24 protein-coding genes and 1 tRNA gene are annotated in these 19,224 nt (G+C 30.1%); 13 read left to right on the forward strand and 12 right to left on the reverse strand.

Annotated elements, in window-relative coordinates:
* Positions 1–162 precede the first annotated feature (162 nt).
* The 3 genes from QZZ48_RS01080 to QZZ48_RS01090 all read left to right on the forward strand — a co-directional run bounded on the left by QZZ48_RS01080 (position 163) and on the right by QZZ48_RS01090 (position 772).
* Positions 163–303 (forward strand): hypothetical protein, encoded by a 141-nt coding sequence (locus QZZ48_RS01080; protein ID WP_294960866.1) that lies wholly within the window; start codon positions 163–165, stop codon positions 301–303.
* 76 nt (positions 304–379) lie between these two features.
* Positions 380–455, forward strand: a tRNA-Arg gene (locus tag QZZ48_RS01085).
* 41 nt (positions 456–496) lie between these two features.
* Complete coding sequence (locus QZZ48_RS01090; protein WP_294960869.1) at positions 497–772, forward strand: hypothetical protein; 276 nt, start codon at positions 497–499, stop codon at positions 770–772.
* 17 nt (positions 773–789) lie between these two features.
* Here the strand turns inward: QZZ48_RS01090 and QZZ48_RS01095 are convergent, their stop codons facing one another.
* The 4 genes from QZZ48_RS01095 to QZZ48_RS01110 are packed head-to-tail and all read right to left on the reverse strand — an operon-like array spanning position 790 to position 3,513.
* Positions 790–1,641 (reverse strand): RES domain-containing protein, encoded by an 852-nt coding sequence (locus QZZ48_RS01095; protein WP_294960871.1) that lies wholly within the window; start codon positions 1,639–1,641, stop codon positions 790–792.
* A gap of 24 nt (positions 1,642–1,665) precedes the next feature.
* On the reverse strand, positions 1,666–2,103 hold the full coding sequence (locus QZZ48_RS01100) for a nucleoside deaminase (RefSeq protein WP_294960873.1): 438 nt from the start codon (positions 2,101–2,103) through the stop codon (positions 1,666–1,668).
* Positions 2,104–2,106: 3 nt separating this feature from the next.
* Positions 2,107–2,862: a peptidoglycan editing factor PgeF gene (gene pgeF, locus QZZ48_RS01105; protein ID WP_294960875.1), complete on the reverse strand. Its 756-nt coding sequence runs from the start codon at positions 2,860–2,862 to the stop codon at positions 2,107–2,109.
* 24 nt (positions 2,863–2,886) lie between these two features.
* On the reverse strand, positions 2,887–3,513 hold the full coding sequence (locus QZZ48_RS01110; protein WP_294960878.1) for a TetR/AcrR family transcriptional regulator: 627 nt from the start codon (positions 3,511–3,513) through the stop codon (positions 2,887–2,889).
* Positions 3,514–3,632: 119 nt separating this feature from the next.
* Between QZZ48_RS01110 and QZZ48_RS01115 the strand changes: the two genes are divergently transcribed.
* The 6 genes from QZZ48_RS01115 to QZZ48_RS01140 all read left to right on the forward strand — a co-directional run bounded on the left by QZZ48_RS01115 (position 3,633) and on the right by QZZ48_RS01140 (position 11,364).
* A complete protein-coding gene (locus QZZ48_RS01115; RefSeq protein WP_294960879.1) occupies positions 3,633–4,214 on the forward strand; it encodes a hypothetical protein in 582 nt (193 codons plus the stop codon).
* A 91-nt stretch (positions 4,215–4,305) separates the two neighbouring features.
* Positions 4,306–6,405 (forward strand): 5-histidylcysteine sulfoxide synthase, encoded by a 2,100-nt coding sequence (gene ovoA / locus QZZ48_RS01120; protein ID WP_294960882.1) that lies wholly within the window; start codon positions 4,306–4,308, stop codon positions 6,403–6,405.
* A gap of 6 nt (positions 6,406–6,411) precedes the next feature.
* Positions 6,412–9,474 carry a hypothetical protein gene (locus QZZ48_RS01125; protein WP_294960884.1) on the forward strand — a complete coding sequence of 1,021 codons (3,063 nt, stop codon included), beginning with the start codon at positions 6,412–6,414 and terminating at the stop codon, positions 9,472–9,474.
* Positions 9,475–9,503: 29 nt separating this feature from the next.
* A complete protein-coding gene (locus tag QZZ48_RS01130) occupies positions 9,504–10,688 on the forward strand; it encodes a PatB family C-S lyase (protein ID WP_294960887.1) in 1,185 nt (394 codons plus the stop codon).
* A 19-nt stretch (positions 10,689–10,707) separates the two neighbouring features.
* Positions 10,708–10,929 carry a hypothetical protein gene (locus QZZ48_RS01135; protein WP_294960890.1) on the forward strand — a complete coding sequence of 74 codons (222 nt, stop codon included), beginning with the start codon at positions 10,708–10,710 and terminating at the stop codon, positions 10,927–10,929.
* 3 nt (positions 10,930–10,932) lie between these two features.
* Positions 10,933–11,364: a pyridoxamine 5'-phosphate oxidase family protein gene (locus QZZ48_RS01140; protein WP_294960893.1), complete on the forward strand. Its 432-nt coding sequence runs from the start codon at positions 10,933–10,935 to the stop codon at positions 11,362–11,364.
* Here QZZ48_RS01140 and QZZ48_RS01145 read toward each other — a convergent pair.
* Complete coding sequence (locus QZZ48_RS01145) at positions 11,333–11,506, reverse strand: uracil-DNA glycosylase (RefSeq protein ID WP_294960896.1); 174 nt, start codon at positions 11,504–11,506, stop codon at positions 11,333–11,335. The two genes, QZZ48_RS01140 and QZZ48_RS01145, sit on opposite strands and share 32 nt — an antisense overlap.
* A 79-nt stretch (positions 11,507–11,585) precedes the next feature.
* Between QZZ48_RS01145 and QZZ48_RS01150 the strand changes: the two genes are divergently transcribed.
* Both QZZ48_RS01150 and QZZ48_RS01155 read left to right on the forward strand, forming a co-directional pair.
* Entirely contained in the window at positions 11,586–12,278 is a 693-nt protein-coding gene (locus QZZ48_RS01150; protein ID WP_294960899.1) for a dUTP diphosphatase, read from the forward strand.
* A gap of 3 nt (positions 12,279–12,281) precedes the next feature.
* Positions 12,282–12,851, forward strand: a complete 570-nt coding sequence (locus tag QZZ48_RS01155; protein WP_294960901.1) for an ATP-binding cassette domain-containing protein — start codon at positions 12,282–12,284, stop codon at positions 12,849–12,851.
* 7 nt (positions 12,852–12,858) lie between these two features.
* Here the strand turns inward: QZZ48_RS01155 and crcB are convergent, their stop codons facing one another.
* The 7 genes from crcB to QZZ48_RS01190 are packed head-to-tail and all read right to left on the reverse strand — an operon-like array spanning position 12,859 to position 17,992.
* A complete protein-coding gene (gene crcB, locus QZZ48_RS01160; protein WP_294960904.1) occupies positions 12,859–13,245 on the reverse strand; it encodes a fluoride efflux transporter CrcB in 387 nt (128 codons plus the stop codon).
* Positions 13,214–13,912, reverse strand: coding sequence for a lysophospholipid acyltransferase family protein (locus tag QZZ48_RS01165; protein WP_294960907.1), 699 nt, complete (start codon positions 13,910–13,912; stop codon positions 13,214–13,216). Before QZZ48_RS01165 ends, crcB begins: the two co-directional genes overlap by 32 nt.
* Positions 13,890–15,023 carry a hypothetical protein gene (locus tag QZZ48_RS01170; RefSeq protein WP_294960909.1) on the reverse strand — a complete coding sequence of 378 codons (1,134 nt, stop codon included), beginning with the start codon at positions 15,021–15,023 and terminating at the stop codon, positions 13,890–13,892. Before QZZ48_RS01170 ends, QZZ48_RS01165 begins: the two co-directional genes overlap by 23 nt.
* Positions 15,020–15,694 carry a phosphoribosylformylglycinamidine synthase subunit PurQ gene (gene purQ / locus QZZ48_RS01175; protein WP_294960912.1) on the reverse strand — a complete coding sequence of 225 codons (675 nt, stop codon included), beginning with the start codon at positions 15,692–15,694 and terminating at the stop codon, positions 15,020–15,022. Before purQ ends, QZZ48_RS01170 begins: the two co-directional genes overlap by 4 nt.
* Complete coding sequence (gene purS, locus QZZ48_RS01180) at positions 15,694–15,933, reverse strand: phosphoribosylformylglycinamidine synthase subunit PurS (protein WP_294961021.1); 240 nt, start codon at positions 15,931–15,933, stop codon at positions 15,694–15,696. Before purS ends, purQ begins: the two co-directional genes overlap by 1 nt.
* A gap of 5 nt (positions 15,934–15,938) precedes the next feature.
* Positions 15,939–16,652: a phosphoribosylaminoimidazolesuccinocarboxamide synthase gene (gene purC / locus QZZ48_RS01185; RefSeq protein WP_294960914.1), complete on the reverse strand. Its 714-nt coding sequence runs from the start codon at positions 16,650–16,652 to the stop codon at positions 15,939–15,941.
* 8 nt (positions 16,653–16,660) lie between these two features.
* On the reverse strand, positions 16,661–17,992 hold the full coding sequence (locus QZZ48_RS01190; protein WP_294960917.1) for a S41 family peptidase: 1,332 nt from the start codon (positions 17,990–17,992) through the stop codon (positions 16,661–16,663).
* Positions 17,993–18,203: 211 nt separating this feature from the next.
* Here QZZ48_RS01190 and QZZ48_RS01195 point away from each other — a divergent pair, with 211 nt between their 5' ends.
* Together QZZ48_RS01195 and QZZ48_RS01200 are read left to right on the forward strand one after the other, a co-directional pair.
* On the forward strand, positions 18,204–18,626 hold the full coding sequence (locus QZZ48_RS01195) for a hypothetical protein (RefSeq protein ID WP_294960920.1): 423 nt from the start codon (positions 18,204–18,206) through the stop codon (positions 18,624–18,626).
* Positions 18,627–18,777: 151 nt separating this feature from the next.
* Entirely contained in the window at positions 18,778–19,218 is a 441-nt protein-coding gene (locus tag QZZ48_RS01200) for a hemerythrin domain-containing protein (RefSeq protein WP_294960923.1), read from the forward strand.
* Positions 19,219–19,224: the final 6 nt, after the last annotated feature.

Below are 19,224 nucleotides of genomic sequence, written 5' to 3' on the forward strand. Positions count from 1 at the left end.
TACTTCTTTGTTTTTGGTCGAATAAGATTAGCAGATTATCGATTAATCCTATCTTTCAACTTACTTTCAAAAAATTGCACTTGATTTTAGAATTGGCGACTTACTTTCAAAAAATTGCACTTGATTTTAGAATTGGCGAATTAAAAACAAAAAGGAAAACACATGCCAATCAAAAATGTAAATCAGAATCAAAGAGTAAAAGTACTTTTAAGATTATTAGATAACCATGAAAACATTGAAATAGCTTCTAGTAAAGCTGGACTAAATGTAGAAGTTGCAAAAAAATACTTATCTTCAAACTAAGTAGATAATCCTCTCAAACTAAAACAAATGTAGATTAAATTAATGACACTCACGGCATTGATTTAATGTAACATATCTCCTTATCGCTTAACTGGATAAAGCAGTCCCCTCCTAAGGGATAGCTCGTGGTTCGAGTCCACGTAGGGAGACCATAAATACTACTAAAAATTATGTTACAAATTAAAGGCACAAATTGTTTAAGCTATTTAAGAAAAAAGAAAAAATCAAAGTTGAAGTACATAATCGCTTAATAGATATTAGAATAGGCAGAAGTTACGCAAGAGGGCAAGATATGGATGGTAATCCTTATGAATGCTTTGATAAAACAGCTGCAGAAATATATGATCGATCTGTTGAAAGTTCAGACTCTTTTAAAGCTGTTGATAAGTTGTATTTTATAGAAGGGTATGATTTACAAACAAAAGAGTTGTCACAGGTAATTAAAATAGCTAGAAAAACTAAAAGATAAAAGTTAATTTATATTTCTTAAATATTTTTATTCCAATTTAAATTACCATCTTTAGAAGACAAACTTTGTAGATGCTTATACCCAATACATCCATAATCATCTATACTAGTTATCTTAATTAAGTTGACTTTACTAAGTTTTAAATCTTTTATAGCTTCTCCGTATATCGCAAAATTTACACCTGGCGCGTCTTTTGTACTAATAAATAAAACCCCATTAAATCTTCTGTCTTTTGAAATTGAGTTTTCAATATTTTCAATTAAAAACTGATTTAGTTCATATCTATCTTCATCAGATGAGAGAGTTGAGAATATTTCATTGATAAGCAAGTCTTTAAACACAAGTGATATAAGAACGTCTTCTTCATTATTAAATAGTTTATGTAAAATACTTACATTTTCTAGATATCTAGTCTCTTCTTGTGATTTATAAAATATTCCAAGTTGTCCAACAAACCAAAAGTCATCTTTCATTATTTGAGTGTAATCAAAAATTGCAATATTTACTAAGTCTCCTATTTTTACTTCTATTTCTGCCAAACTAGTTTGCATAGAAGATGATCCATATAATGTTGGTTTGCTTACAGATGAAAATGCTCTTCCTGATGGGTTTGGTGGATTGTATAAGTCTTTAACATGGCTAAAAGGCTCATCATCTAAACATTTACGTGCCCTATAAAATAGATTAGTATTGTGACTAGCTAATGGCGAAATAATAGGCTGATAGATATTCATAATAGGTTGAATGTAATCTTCAAATATCTTTTTTGCTTGACCAGTAGTATCAGATAGACGTTCAATCTGTTTTTTTCGTGATATTATTTTTTCTCTTAAGTCAGCAAGCTTATTATGATGTATATGTATTCCCATAGTATTAACCTTTAGCAGTATTTTTTATTTACCTATATCTTCATTCCATAGCTCTGGAGAAGTTTGTATAAAAGATTCCATTATCTGGCAACACTCTTTGTTGTTGACAACTTCAACTTCTATACCTCTTGATCTAACATACTCTTCTGGGCCTTTAAAGGTTTTGTTTTCTCCGATTATGACTCTTTTGATTCCATATAAAAGTATTGCTCCACTACACATATCACACGGAGATAGAGTTGAGTATATAGTTGCTCTTTTATAATCACTTGCTTTAAGTCGTCCTGCATTTTCTAAACAGTCCATTTCAGCATGTAAGATGCTACTTGAGTTTTGAACACGTCTATTGTGACCTTGTCCAACTATTTTATCGTCTATTACAAGTACAGAACCTATTGGAATTCCACCCTCATCTAAACCTTTTTTTGCTTCTTTTATCGCTTCTTGTAAAAATATATCCATTGTTTATTCCTTCATCATTAATATACCGGCAAATCTTCCAGTATTTGCATCTGCTCTGTAAGAGAAATATTTCTCATTTTTGCAACAACTACACTCTTTAGAAATCTCAATATTCTCTTTTTTGATTCCAGATGCCAAGAGTTGAGTTTTTAATATTGCACTTACATCAAGATAAAAACTATCTTCTCTTTTTTGCATTGAGTATTTTAAACCTAACTCTTTTGCTTCATCATAAATCTCAGCTCCGACTTCATAACAACAAACTCCTATGCTTGCTCCAACACTTGCTGATATATCTTTGGCATCTGAGCCGTATATATTTACAAAGGAGTTAATAACATTTTGAACTATGTTTTTAAAAGCACCTTGTCTTCCAGCATGAGCAACTGCAATAACTTCTTTTTTTGAATCGTAAAATAGGATAGGACTACAATCTGCAACCATAACCATAAGAGGAACATTTGTTTTATCAGTAATAAGAGCATCACAAGTAGGTGGATTATCAAAGTTATCTATATCACTTACTATATGCACTGCATCTGAGTGTATCTGCTTCATATGAACTAGTGTTCTTCTCTCGTAGTTTAGCTTAGATGCAAGCTTATCGTGATTTTTAATAACATCATTAAGACTATCTTCTACATGAAAGGCAAGATTTAAAGAAGTAAATGGAGATTTACTAACTCCTCCATCCTTAGTAGTAAATGCATGAGTTAAGTTTGGAAAATTATTTAATATAAGATTTTTATTTAAATTCATAAAAAATTATATCCTAATTCAAGATTATTGATTTACTAAGTTCTTTCCTTTATCAGAAAGAAAAGGATAAATATGTATTTTAAATATTATATCTTTTGCCTCTTTTATAGAGTCTTTTGTAATTTCACTACTTGAAGAGGTAAACACTTGCCAATAAGCCGATATGAACCAATGCAATTTTGCCCTTATTGGTATTTCATCATTTGGTATTCCTTCTAAGATATCTTGGCTTATAAGATATCTTAGTAAACCATCGATTTGAGATATTCTTTTTTCTTGGTTTTTTGAGAACATTGTTTTTAGTTCTGAATCCATTGCCATTAATACCGCAGAATCTCTCATTAAAAATCTATAACTCCAAAATAGTTCACCATATATATCAAACATTAATGACAATTCTTTAAGAGGATTCTCACTAGTAGCTATTTTTTCAAAACTATTAAAAGATACAAATGTTGAAGACATTTCTGTATATATTTCTCTTATTATTTCTTCTTTATTTTTATAATGATAATAAAGATTTCCAGAAGAGATGCCAGCATGTTTTGCTATATGATTAGTAGTAATAGATAATGTTTCTTTAGTGTTAAAAAGTTCTATTGCAGATCTTTTGATTTTTTCTTTTGTTATAGATATTTTCTTCTCTTTCATATACTGATAATAACATAGTCTGAGTAATTACTCTATTAAATAGTTAATAATTAGAGTAATTACTCTAAATTTAAGTTATATTTTATATTTGTTAAACTATATTTACACAGGAGATACATATGAAACTTGAAAAACCTGGAGCAGGACTTCCAAACATTGAGCGTTTATTTATTAAAAATATTTTAGTACCAGCTGTTAGAATATTTTTTACTTGGGATATAGCTTTGTATCTCTTAAAAAGAGAAGTTAGACTTATTTCAAAATTAGTCTCTAGTGTAGATAAACAAAGTCTACAAGAACAAATGATAATAGATAGAGTCTTTGCTATAGAAGATGATAGTAGACGCTACTCTGTGAATATGGTTTTAGAACATTTAAATATTACTGGATTAGGAATAATGAAAGTTATAAGTACTTTGTCAAAAGAAGAAGAGATGAAACAAGATATTACAATTGAGAGTGTAAAAGCATATGAAAATGCACAAAATTCTATTATTTCATTTACAAAATTTATGAAGACATATGAATCTTTTATAAACAAACTTCCTAAAAAGCACTCCTCGATGACTAAAAAACATCCATGGTTTGTTGAGTTTAATAACTTTGAATGGAGTGCATTTATGTTTATGCATACATTTATTCACAGAAGACAGATTGAAGCAATAATCTCTAAATTAAAAGAAAAAAAAATACAACTTTAGAATGTTTTACTCTAGAAATCTATTTAAATAACTTTGATTTTTAAAAGAAGCCTTTTGATACAATAGGGTAATTAAAACTTAAAGGCTTCATTTGAGTAACCTTAGCATGTACCCTGTACCTATTGATGGAAATGATATACAAAAAAAGAGACAAGAGATAAAAGAGTATTTTAACAACACTTTTACTCTCTATGAAAAAGTATTTGAACTACTTAAAACTGATGATGTATTTTATAAAAAATCAGAACTGACTCGTCATCCTATGATATTTTATTTTGGCCATACTGCAACTTTCTTTGTAAATAAACTAATAAATATGAAAATTATAAAAGAAAGAGTAGATGCTTCTTTTGAGTCTATCTTTGCTGTAGGTGTGGATGAGATGTCTTGGGATGATATAGATGCTAAGAACTATGCATGGCCAAGTGTTGATGAAGTTAGAGAGTATAGAGCAAAGGTAAGAGAGATGGTCAATGAGTTGATAATGACTCTTCCTCTAACTCTACCAGTAGCACAAGACTCTGATATGTGGGTAATCATTATGGGAATCGAGCATGAAAGAATTCATGTAGAGACTTCGCTTGCACTTCATAGACAGATGCCAATAGAATTTGTAAAAGAGATTGAGGCATTTAATCTTTGTCCTCACAGTTCACAAGCTCCTACAAATGAGATGCTAAATATAAAAACTGCTCATATAGAACTAGGCAAGAGTAAAGAACATCATCTTTATGGCTGGGATAACGAGTATGGAACTTATGCAGAGGATGTTAAAGAGTTTAAAACATCGAAGTATCTTGTTAGTAATGGCGAATTTATGGAGTTTGTCAAAGATGGTGGATATATAAATGAAGATTTATGGGATGAAGAGGGTATTGATTTTTTAAAAAGTTCAAGAGCAATACACCCTTCTTTTTGGATTTTAGAAGATGCAGAGTATAAGTATAGAGCATTGAGTGCGATTATAGATATGCCACTAGATTGGCCAGTTGATGTTAATGCACTCGAAGCCGAAGCATTCTGTAGATACAAAAGTCAAAAAGATGGTGTTACTTATTCTCTTCCAAGTGAGGCTGAACATAGAGCAATATACAATCAATCAAGACTACAAGATCTTCCGAATTTTCATGAGAGTAGAGCAAATCTTAACTTCTATCACTATGCTAGTGCATGTCCTGTAAATGAGTTTAGTTTTAATGGCATCTATGATGTGGTAGGAAATGTTTGGCAGTGGAGTAGAACGCCCATTAGAGGATTTGAAGGTTTTGAGATACATCCAGCTTATGATGATTTTTCAGTTCCAACATTTGATGATAAACACTCTCTTATACTAGGTTCTTCTTGGGCAAGTAGTGGAAACTTGATTATGAAGCATTCTCGTTACGCTTTTAGAAAACACTTTCCTCAAAATGCAGGTTTTAGATATGTTATCTCACAAAATATAAGTGATGAAGAAATTGACATTTATGAGAGTGATGAACTTGTTTCTCAGTACTGTGAGTTTCAGTATGGAGATACGCACTTTGGAGTAGAAAACTTTGCAATAGAGTGTGCAAAGATAGCATCTAAGTTTGCAATCAAAAAAGGCAAGGCGCTTGATCTTGGTTGTGCAACAGGTAGAGCTACGTATGAGCTTGCAAAAGATTTTGATGAAGTTGAAGGAATCGACTTTTCAGTAAGATTTGTTCAAGTTGGAGCGAAGCTAAAAGAAGTGGGAGAGATAAAGTTTCGTTCATCTGAAGAAGGTAGCCTTTTTAGCAATAAGTGCGTCAGTATTGAAGAATTAGGTTATGAGAACTTAACAGACAAGGTCTCTTTTTGGCAAGGTGATGCTTGTAATCTAAAGCCAAATTTTAACTCTTATGATTTAGTTATTGCAACAAATCTGATAGACAGACTCTATAATCCTAGACTATTTTTAGACACTATAGATGAGAGACTAAATGATGATGGAGTCCTTATAATTACATCACCATACACTTGGCAAGAGAGTTCAACTGCAAAAGAGTTGTGGCTTGGAGGCTATGTAGATACAAATGGAGTTGAGGTTAAAACTCTTGATTCTTTAAAAGCTGTTTTAGATAAAAAGTTTGAACTCCTTCATGTACAAGATTTGGATTTTGTGATTAAAGAGACAGCTAGAAAGTATCAGCATACTATTTCACAAGTTAGTGTTTGGAAGAAAAAATAATTAATAATGGTAAATCAAAATTATTTAAATGAACTTTCAGTAGATTTAGAAAAAAAATTATCTCTGTATAAAGAAGATTATAATAAAAAACAAGAATATAGCTTTAATGATGAAATACTTAAAGAGTTTTCATCAATATTAGTTAAGATTGGTATCTCTGATGTCTCTGCCCAAATAAAAGCTTTTAATAAAAAACATAAAGTGGAGTTAGAGTTACATAATGATTTTTTAGAATATCCATGGCACGATATAAGTGCTTTGAGTAGTGAATTATATGCTACTTTATATTATCAATTTAAAGATGAGGCATTTGAAAAATTTCTTGATATTATAAAAAATAAGCTGCCAAGGCATAATTATCATGACTGGTTTAGTCTCTCTTTTGAAAATGATGATATAAAAAATCATTTTTTAGATAATGCAACAGAATATATTATACAAAATCAACTTTCATCTACAGAATGGTTAGAAGCTTTAAAAAGGATAGATTTAAATAAAAATACAAGAATTAGATATTCTAGTATCGAAAAAGTATCCAAAGATTTTAATTCAATATATGAATTGTTTTATTTTTTTAAAGAAGATAAATATCGTGAGTATACTTATTATGTTGGTTCAAGTCTTATTGTTAACCTTCTTCATACTTTAATCAATTTAGAAACACACAATCCATATAAAAAAAGTTATGAAAGAATTAATAAAATTCTTAAAGAGTGTGCTAATGATTATGTGATAATGGGAAATATATTGACAAGCAATAGCATAAAATTTAATTCATATCTTTTGACACAAAGAGAATATTCAATTTATGGTTTTCTTAACTTATATAATATTAATTCTTCTCCGAAGCAGATTGAAACTGATTATATAAAACAATGGCAAGAGATGCTAGCTAATCAACTGATTGATATATTTTTTGAACATTATAAATATGAACAATATAAAGATAGTTTTAGTAAGCTTATTTATAATTTATTAAACTATTTAGTTAGTGAACACATTGGTGAATTAACTAAAAAACATCAAAACAAAGCAACCTATACTCTAAAAAGAGTGTTAGAAAAAATAAGCATTATAGAGATTGCAACATCAGAATATGAAAAAAAATATCTGTTTCATTTGATAATAGAAGACATTGTTAATAAACAATTAGAAAAATTTGTAATACAAGATGAATTTGATTCTACGGATTATTTTTTATTATCTTGGTATTTAGAACAGTTAGATATAAAACAAAAAGTTACAGATAATGATTACAGTAATTTAATAGATAATATAACGGTTGTAATTTTAGATAATATAAAAAAATGCATAGATATAGCGACCAATGAAGATAAGTTTTATATAAATGATGAGATATTAGAAAGAGTGAATTTTGGGTTGATATTTACACTTTCAAAAGAAAAAGAAAACTGGTTAAATCTTTTAGATATTGTAAAGATAAAAGAGCAACTAAATAGTAACGATATTTATATGCCTCGAAAAATATCAGAATTTTATCTTAAAATATTAATGAGAATATATAAAGAAACAGAAGATCCTATAGTGGCTGAGTATATAAATAAGCTAGCTATTAAAATAGGAATAGAAGAGAGAAGCGGAGTATTTGCTGATTGGCAAGATAATAGACTTTTAGATGATTTTTTAGAGATTTTAAATAGTTTTAATGATTATTTATTTGGTGAGTTTACAACTGCATTTTATAAAAAGAAAAATATTAAGCATTTTTTACAGTTATATAATTACACTTTAGTTGAGTCAAGAAAAACAAAAATAAAAGAAGAGCTTGATAATATAACTAAAAATCTCAATAGCGAAAGTATTCCATACTTGAAAGATTTAGAAGATTCTATGATGTATGCTTCTGTTTATGAAGAGCTCAAAGAATTAAATAGTGATTTGTTTAATATTTATAAAAAAAATGTCGCAACTAAAGGTCATCCATCTAGAAAAAAAGAGTATGAAGAAGTAATATGCAAAAGAGAGCTACTAGATATATATTTTGATAGTAATTTAGATAGAGAACAAAAACATATAAAATTAAATGAGTATACAAAAAGAATAAAAGAGATAAATGATAAAAATTGGGGAGTAGAATCAACACAAACAAGATATGAAAATTATCAATCTTTTGTACATGCTATTGTATGGTTTGAAGAAGAGCCATATAAAACATATGAAATGTTAAGAAAGCTGTTGAATAAAGAGTTCAATAATTTGTATCTTATTAATATGTTAAGTGCTTATCTCACAAAATTTAAAGATGATGAGTATAAAATACAAAAATATACTCATGCCTTAGATGAATATGAAAATTATTATAAAAAAATGAATAATCCAATAAAAAGTTTGTTTGATTATCAAATTTTAATATATGGTTATACGCAAACAAAAAATACAATTAAATTGCTAGAACTAGATGCTAAAATACCCAAAGATTATATACCGTTTGTTAAAAAGGAACTACCTAAAGAAATAATTCTTTTCAATACTACTGTTATAATGAAAAGTAAACTAATTGTTTGTGTAGAAGGTGAAAACGATATATCATTTTTAAAAAATATAAACCAAAATATAGAAGATTTGAAAGAAATAATCGATTTAAAAGAGAATAATATTTCTATTATGGATTTAGGTGGAAGCAGATTAAAGAAGTGGATTGACAACCATCATTTAAATGATTCAAATATTATGGAAATACATATTTATGATAGTGATATTGGTTCAAAAAGTACCAACCAATATAAACAATATTGCGAAAAAGTTAATAATAGAGATAATAAATCAATAGGCTTTTTAACAAAGAAGAGAGAGTTAGAGAATTATATACATAAGTCATTGATAGAAAAAGAATTTAATATTGATATGTCAAGTATAAGTGATTGGAATGTAGAGGATATACCATCCTTTATACATAATAAATCAAAAAATATAGATAAAAAATCAATAAAAAATATTTTAAATGAAAAATTATCAAAGCAGATAACAAAGGATCTTCTAGAAGAGTTGGATTCTTTTGATGAAATAAAAAGTTGGTTTGAGAAAATAAGAGAGCTATCAGTATTATGAATATAAAAAATATTAAAGAGAGATAAAAAATGAGTTACGATTTTTCAACACATGATTGCAGAAAAGACACAAATGCAGAAAAGTACACTTTAAGAGAAGAGTTATTTGGAACTGAGGATGTCTTACCTGTGTGGGTTGCAGATATGGATATAGATACTCCTGATTTTGTAATAGATGCAGTCAAAAAAAGACTTGAACACTCCATCGTCGGTTATGAAGAAGTTCCTACTGAGGCATTCCAAGCTCAGATAGAGTGGATGAAGAGTGAGCACGGTGTTAAGTTTGAGCTTGAAGATATGCTTTACTCTCACTCAGTCGTTGCATCTATGAGTCTTGCAATAGATGCTTTTAGTGATGTAGGAGATAAGGTTATTGTTCAAGCTCCTGTATATCCTCCATTTTTTTATAGTGTAAAAGAAAATGACAGAGAATTATTGAGAAATCCTTTAAAACAAAATGAAGATGGTATCTATGTTTTTGATATAGAGGATTTAAAATCTAAAATAGATGAAAAAACAAAATTGCTTCTTCTTTGTTCGCCTCACAACCCAGTAGGAAGAGTTTGGAAGAGAGAAGAACTTGAAGAGATTTTAGAGATATGTTTAGAGCACAATATTGTTGTCTTTAGTGATGAAATCCACTCAGACTTAGTTTATGCTCCAAACAAACATATTCCTTTTGCATCTTTGAGTAAAGAAGCTAGGGATATAACAGTAACTGCTATCGGTGTTGGTAAGACTTTTAATATGGCTGGTTTTGCTATGAGTAGTGTTGCTATCCCAAATAAACAACTAAGAGAGAAATTTTTAAAATCTTATACCCGTGTTCATTTTGCACAAGGCTCTGTTTTGAGTCATGTCGCTTTTGAAGTAGCGTATAGAGATGGAAAAGAGTGGTTGGATGATTTAAAGCTGCATCTAATGAGTAACTTTAAAATGCTAAATACACTTTGTCAAAAGTATGATGATAAGATAAAAGTTATACCGATTGAAGCAACCTATCTAGCTTGGTTAGATTGTAAAGGTATGAATCTAAGTAGTAGTAAACTTAGAAAGTTTTTCACTCAAGATGCAAAGCTTGGACTCACTGTAGGTCTTAGTTTTGGTAAAGAGGGAAGTGGTTTTATGAGACTTAACTTTGCAGTTTCTACTACAAAGATGCTTGAAGTAATTAAGCGCTTAGACCGAGCACTTTCGCTAAAATATCCAAAGTAATTATATATAGGAAATAGTATTGGCAACATTTGATTGGAATGAATATAAAGAATTTAGAAAGTTTAGTTCTCAAGAAGATAAACTAAAAGTAGCTATAGACTTCATACGAAGTTATTATAAGATGAACAGCACAAGTGACTTGTATGAAATGCTCTCAAATGATGATATAGGACAGATGATGTTAGCTAAAAGAAATATAACAGATGCAGAAGGTTTAGAAAACTTTATGTTTTTATCTTAAGTCATGAGGGACGATTTAGAAAAAATAGTAAACTTTATAAATAAGCATCATGTTTTAAGTCTCGCAACTTCTTGCAACTCAGAGCTTAGTGTTTGTAACCTCTTTTATGCTTTTGATGAAAATGAAGTCTCTTTTGTAGTTGCAAGTAGTGAAGAGACTACACATATAGAGCATATTTTACAAAATCCAAATATCGCTGGTAGTATTGTTTTAGAAACTAAAACAATTGGTAAGATTCAGGGTTTGCAGTTTAGAGGTAGGTTTTCATTCTTAGAAGAAAAAATGTTAAAAAAACTCTATTTTAAGACATTTCCTTATGCCCTTGCTATGAATCCAAAACTCTGGCAGATAAAGATTGATTATCTAAAAATGACAGATAATAATCTTGTTTTTGGAAAAAAGATTATTTTGCACTCACCTTTTGTGCAAACATAGAACAATCAGTTCCGCTGCTTTGAAAAACTACTATAGATGGTATTTGAAGTGATTTAAATCCATACGCTTTACACCCATGTGGTTTGTCTTTTTCCCATGTTACAAAGTAATACTGGCATCTTCTACAGTTAATTCTTTTCATAAATCTCTCTTTTTAAGTAGGGAATTCTAGCATATTAGATAAAATAAGTGAATTAATTTACAAAAAAGAGAACTTACCTATGGATAAAATACTATTGATGTTACAACTCCAAGCTCAACTAAATGATGCAACAAATGGAGATAAATGGACTAAGGGTGTTACAAAAAATGGAAAAGACATTAACTGGAAGAGATGCATCTATATGGAATGTGCAGAGATGGTTGATAGCTTTTCATGGAAGCATTGGAAAAGTATAAACCAAGAACCTGACTGGGATAACTTACAGATAGAAGTTGTTGATGTATGGCACTTTATTATCAGTTTAGCTATTGAGAATTATTCACAGACTTTGAGAGGGGGAATTGAAGATTTAGCTATTAATATTTCTAATTTAGATAGTTTTCCTTCTCTTGATGTTGAAAATAAAAAATTTGCATCTCAAAATGAGGTAATAGAAAAAGTTGAAAGTATAATGCTTGCATCTTTAAGTAAAGATGATTTAAATCTTGAAGCTTTAATCGAAGACTTTTTTGACCTAACTCTAATGAGTGGTTTAGATTTAGAAAGTCTATATCGTTTATATGTTGGTAAAAATGTCCTAAATCAATTTCGCCAAGATAATGGTTATAAAGATGGTTCTTACATTAAAGTTTGGAACGGCAAAGAAGATAATGTTGTTATGAAAAATATTTGGGAAGATAACAGTGATATCAAACCAGACGTTTTATACAAAGAACTAACTAAATCATATTTAGCGCTTACTAAGAGTTAATTATTGAGTGATATTTTAGAAGTCAAAAATTTATCTTTTGGATACAGTAAAGATGCTTTACTTTTTGACAACCTCAGTGTTACTCTAAAAAAAGGTGAGATAAAAGCTATAGTTGGAGCTAGTGGAGCAGGTAAAAGTACACTTTTTGAGTTGATACTTAAAAACCTAAAACCAATTAGTGGGACTATAGAATGTGCTTCTGCATCTGAGGTCTATCAAGACCCATATAGCTCATTTCACCCAAGTTACTCACTACTAAATCAGATACAAGACGTAGCATCTACAGATGCAATAGATAGTTATTTGAAAAGTTTAAATCTTGACTCTGAGTTACTATTAAAACTTCCACATGAACTCTCAGGTGGACAGCTTCAACGTGCTTCTATTCTAAGAGCTATGCTAATGAAACCAGATATTTTATTGTTAGATGAACCAACATCAGCACTTGATAATGTAATTCAGTTAGAAGTTATGAATATGCTTATGAGTTCTTTAAATGATATGGGAATGTTACTTATCACACACGACTTAGAACTCGCACAATGGTGTGCTGATGAAATTATAATGATTTAGTAGATATTTATTTTAAAAAATACTTAGCGATATAAAATCCACCGCCAGCCATAAATACAGTTCCAAAAGCATTTAAAGAAATGTTAGCGAGGGCTAAAAATATATGACCACCTTCTATAAGTAAAAAACTCTCTATAGCAAATGTTGAGTAAGTTGTAAGTGCTCCGAGTATTCCTGTAGAGAGAAAAGATTTAGCTTGAAGAGGGAATATAGTTGTATACATAAAGTATGCGATTAAAATACCCATTATAAAGCTTCCTAGAAGGTTTACACCAAGTGTTCCATATGGAAGATCGTGTGGAAGTTTATGAGAGATAAGACCATTTAAATAAGCTCTTAAGATAGCACCGATAAAACCGCCACTACCTATGGCTAGGATTGTTTGCCAACTCATCGTCATACACCTTTTGCATCTCTACTCTTAAGTTATTTAGCCAATCTGGATTTTTTCTATCAGCAACAAATGAATCCATATAGATTACTTTAATTCGACCCGGTTTATAGTAAAAGTCTTTTACATTGTAGTATTTTGCTGTTTGCATAAGTACTATTGGCTGTACTTTGAGTTTATATTTATCTGCAAGCATTTTTGCACCAGATTTAAAAGGTAACATTTTACCCTTAGTAGAACGTGTTCCTTCTGGAAACATCGTAATAACTTTGCCTTTTTCTAATCTATCTTTTGCATCTTTTAAAAGTTTTAGTAAAGAAGTTTTACTCTCTCTAGTTACTGAGATAGCTTCTGGGAGTTTTAGTGCTAGTCCAAAAAATGGTATATCAAATAGTTCTTTTTTTGCAACCCATGCAAGATCTCTACTTGTTATAGTCTCTGTAATGCCTATATCTAAATCACTTTGATGATTTAATAAAAACATTTGAGCTTCCGGATCTTCTTCACCTTCTAAATCTATAGTAAAAAAGAGTGAGAGTCTAATTGCCCAAGCTACAATTTTTCTAGAGTATGGTTTTGGAGTAAGATAGAAAAGTACTATCATTAATGCCAAAGAAGTAAAAATACTTATAGTTGCAAAAAGCCAACTAATTCGTGCAAATGTCTTCATTTTTCACCCAACCTATTTTTTCATTTTGTAGTTTTACTTTTACAAACTCTTTCACACTTCCCTCTTTTTGTAAGTGATATACGCTGCTTGTTCTCTCAAATATCGTTCCATTATGAACTGGAAGAAGGTAAATTTCAGATCTAACCTTGATGCATACTTCCTTTGATGGTACTGCTAAATAAGCTATATAGACTAATGGAATTATAATAAAGACTAGGTAGATGTACTTCTTTCTCCATAAAATAAAAATAAATGCTAAAAGTGCCACAACACCAGCAATAGTCATTTTAAGTCTCTCACGAGATTGGTCTTTTGGTTTAAGATCACTTTGTGTTGTTACGCTATCATCAATAACTACAATTGGAATATTCAGAAGAGAGAATTTATTTTTTTCTAAGTTAAAGTAAGAAAAAGAGAAATTTTCTATATCTTTGTTTATAACTGCATAGTAAACTATTTTTGAATCAAAGTGAGATTCTGTCATAGATTCTGCACCTTGTTTATAAACATTTTGAAGTTCAAATGCACTTATATCACAGTTAGTTCCAGTAGCAACAAAGACGACAATATTATATTGATCATCGTAAGAAGAAGTTTTATACTCAAGTAGTTCAAAAGAATCTGCAACTATATTTGCAAAGTCTTTTTTAGGATTTAGAGTTACTACATTTAGTCTTTTACCTGCTAGAGTAGTCTCTTTATAAATCTTATCACTATAGTCGTGTAGGGTTGCTGTAAAATCTGGTAGTAATGCATTACTTGTCGTTGTTAAAAAGTAAAACGTGTCATAGTAGTATTTAGAGTCTTCTTCTCTGTACGGAATATCATTTAAAAGCTTAAGACCTTTTTGATTTGTAAGTTCATAAGTTATATCCATAAAACTTTGTATAGTTGATAAAGTTTTTATAGTTACAGAAAATATCTCTCCCTTTATAACTCTATCTGGTGTTTTTTCATAGTTAAGGTATAAAACTTTTTGTAAAGAAGAAGTAGAAATTATTTGATTTTTATCAAGTGTAGTGTTTGATAGATTGTTATTATCAATTATAGTAGTTTCATTTGAGCTTAGAGCTGTTAAAAATAACAACCCTAAAAAAAATAGACGAATCACGCTTCTAAAAACCCTTGAAGCATTTTAACACCATCGTGGCTTCCAAGAATTGACTCCATTGCACGTTCTGGATGAGGCATAAGACCAAATACAGTTTTTTCTTTGTTACATACACCAGCAATAGATTCAACACTACCATTAGGATTTTTTATCTCGCCATTAGCATCTGTATATTTTAAAAGAATTTGATTGTTGTCTTCTAACTCTTTAAGTCCAGCTGCATCTATGAAATAGTTTCCATCGTGGTGAGCGATAGGAATATTAACAACATCGTTGTTATTTAATTTCTCTAGGAAAATATTATCATTGTTGATAACTTTTAAGTGGTGAAGCTTAGATAAAAAATGAAGAGAATTATTTCTTTTTAGGGCACCAGGAAGAAGACCGGCTTCAGTAAGTACTTGAAAACCATTACAGATACCAAGAATTTTACCACCATTTTTTGCATAAACTTCTACTGCTTTCATAATAGGAGAAAATCTTGCAATTGCACCACTTCTTAAATAGTCACCATAAGAGAAACCACCAGCAACCACAAGTAAATTAGTGTCGCTTGGAATAGACTCAGACTTATGCCAAATAATTTCTGTAGCAGCACCTAACTCTTCAAATGCATGTTGAGTGTCATATTCACAGTTAGTTCCTGGAAATTGAAGGATAGATACTTTCATTAAACTAGCTCTATCTCGTAATCTTCAATAACTGTGTTAGCTAAAAGCTCTTCACACATTTTAGTTACATCAGTCATGGCTACTGTTTTATCTTGAGTGTCAAGTTTTAGGATGATTTGTTTGCCCACACGAACATCACTTACACCATTGAAGTGAAGTGAGTCAAGTGCATGATGTATAGCTTTACCTTGAGAATCTAAAACACCTGCTTTAAGAGATACGTTTATTATTGCTTTTATCATTATTATTTTCCTAAAATTCTATTTAATACTTGCTCGTAAGCTACAGTTAATCCACCAAGACCTTGACGAAATCTATCTTTATCCATTTTTTCACCACTCTCAACATCCCAAAAACGACAATTATCAGGAGAAATTTCATCAACTAAGATGATATTTCCATTAGAGTCTTTTCCAAACTCTAATTTGAAGTCAACAAGGTTAAGACCTTTTTCAAAAAAGTAAGGACGAAGAATGTCATTTACTTGTCTAGCCATTCTACGTAGTTTGTCAAGTTCATCTTGGTGATCAACAAGTTCTAAGATAAGAGCGTGTTGATCATTTAATTTAGGATCACCTAAATCATCATCTTTATAATCAAATTCTACAAGAGTAAAAGGAAGAATCTTTCCATCTTCTATACCAAGGTTACGGCTTAAACTACCTGTTGCAATATTACGAACGATTACTTCGATTAATATTACATCAACTTTTGTATGAAGCATGTGATTATCATCTAACATCTTTACAAAGTGAGTTTGGATGCCATTTGCTTCTAAAAGCTTAAATAGTTCAGTAGAGATTTTATTGTTAAGTGCGCCTTTACCCGCTTCACTTGACTTTTTCTCACCATTAAATGCTGTTAAATCATCTTTGAACTCTGAGATTACTAAGTTCTCATCGTCAGTTAAAAATAGTCTTTTAGCTTTTCCTTCGTACAGTAGTTCTCTTTTTTCCATTCTAATCTTTATCCTTTTACGATTATTAATGCTTTGATAATATCAACTGATTCTTTAAGTTGAATATCCTTGTATAGTTGTTCTTGCGTGATTATATCTTTTTTAGCCTTATCTTCTTCAGCTTTTTTAGATATTTTACTTTTATCTTTGTCATTGCCATTTACTTTTACTAACTCTTCTTCTAGATGTTTTTTAAGATCAGCTTCTTTAAGAGAAAAACCATTCTCTACTTTTTTAACTTCACCTGGTTGAACATCAATATCTGGTTTAACACCAACAGCTTGAATAGTTCTTCCACTTGGAAGATAATATCTAGCTATTGTAAGTTTGATTGCTTCTTTTTTTGTGATAGGAAGCACTACTTGAACACTACCTTTTCCAAAAGTATTTTCACCAAGTATTACTCCACGTTTATGATCTTGTAATGCTCCACTAACAATCTCAGATGCAGAAGCACTTCCTCCATTAACTAGAACTACTAGAGGAACAGATGTCACTGTGTTGCTCTTTTTAGCCTTATATGTCTGATTATCAGACTCTTTACGACCTTTTTGAGAAACAATGTCACCTTCATCTACAAATAAGTCTACAAGACCTACTGCTTGATCAAGTAAACCACCAGGATTATTTCTTAAATCAAGAATAATTCCATTAGTCATAGATTTTTTCTTTTTTATAGCTTTATTAACATCGTCAACAACTTTTTTATCAAAACTAGTTACACGAACATAAAGAATATTTTTATCAATAGTTTTAGTATATACTGACTCTATTGTAATAACACCTCTAACAATTTTAACAGGAAGTGGTTTAGCTTCTCCCTTACGAACAATTGTAATCTCGATAGGATCGCCAACCTTTCCTCTCATGATAGCAACGGCTTCATCAATAGTCATATTCAGAGTTGACTCTTTGTTTATCTTAAGGATTATATCTCCAGATTTAAGACCAGCCTTATCTGCAGGAGTTCCTTCAATTGGAGCGATAACTGTTAAAGCACCGTCTCTTATACCAACAGTAATTCCAAGTCCACCAAACTCACCATCTGTTTGTACTTTTAAGTTTTTATAGTCTTTTTGAGTAAGAAAGTTTGAGTGTGCATCAAGGTTGTTCATCATCCCTTTAAGTGCTTTATCCATCAACTCTTCAATTGTTACATCATCAACATTGTATTGTTCAACAATACTGATAACCTTTGTAAACTTTGCTAAAGCTTGAAGTCTAGAAGCTTCTTTTTTTGTACTGTCTGTAGTTTTTGCAAAAAGATTTGCGGAAAAAAGTAGAGATATAGCAATTGCTACAGAAGCGAAACCTAAAGTTATATATTTTTTGTTTTTCATATTTATTCCTATTATATTTAAAGATGGCTATTATAGTAAAAAGCTGTTTAAATAACAAATGAAAGATAGTATGAATGTATTTACAAGGTTGAGATTAAGAAAATAATATTAAATAAAAATTCATAAAATTATTTAATAAATTTAATTAATATAAAGGTATAATTATGACGTTACAATTTGAGATAATTTAAAGTTATTTGGAGGACAAATCATGGAATCATTACCATTATTAATCGTTATAGGTGTTGTTTTATCAATTAGTACTTTTTTGTTTTTTGAAAATATGGCGATAAAAGCTAAAAAGCAAAGTATCGAAGAAGGTGAAGTAGTCGTAAAAGATTGTGACCTTGGTGAAAGTTTTATTCGTTATGACACATCAAAAAATGTAGCTTACTTTTTTGCTTCTAGTTATGTAATCTCACTTGGGGTAGCTATTGCTGGATATAGTCCAGAATATGGACTTGTAGAAGCACTTTTATATATATTTGTTACAACATTTATAGGCTCTTCAATTATTTTTGTATTGAAGTTTAAAAGAAGTCTATTAATTACAGTATTCGCAACTTTTCTTTACGGTGTTCCTCTTATTGGGGCTTCTGTGCTCGCATTTTTAACTAAGTATCTATTCTCTTAAAGTTAAAAATATACTCTCCTAGATTGTCCTGAGCTACTTCAGGATAATCAATTATCTTCCTTTGCCATAATCAAAATAGATTGATATGTGATAATATCTATTTTATAAATTTTGAATATAATACACAAATAATTTAATCAAGGTATAAACAATGAGCACAATAAAAGAATATTTAACAGCAGATCATAGTAGATGCGATGATTTTTTCGCAGCAATGGAAGAAAAAGCAAGTGGGTCATTAGCAGATGCTAAGTCTGATTATGAAGCATTTGCTAATGCAAGTGAGAGACATTTTCAAATGGAAGAGAGAGTAATGTTTTCTGAATTTGAAGCTAAGACTGGTATGACACAAGGTCCAACAGCAATGATGAGACAAGAACATGCTCAAATGAGAGCTCTTGTAAAACAGATGGCTGAGGCTTTAGAAGATGAAAACAAAGATAAATTTTTTGGTCTTAGCGAGACTCTTATGATTTTAATGCAACAACACAATATGAAAGAAGAGCAGATGCTATATACGATGGCACAACAACACTTAAGTGCTGAATCACCAAGAGTAGTAGAAATGATGGAGTTTATGATTGTTGAGTAGTATTAG

It is taken from the genome of Sulfurimonas sp. (assembly GCF_016744025.1).
Taxonomy (GTDB): domain Bacteria; phylum Campylobacterota; class Campylobacteria; order Campylobacterales; family Sulfurimonadaceae; genus Sulfurimonas.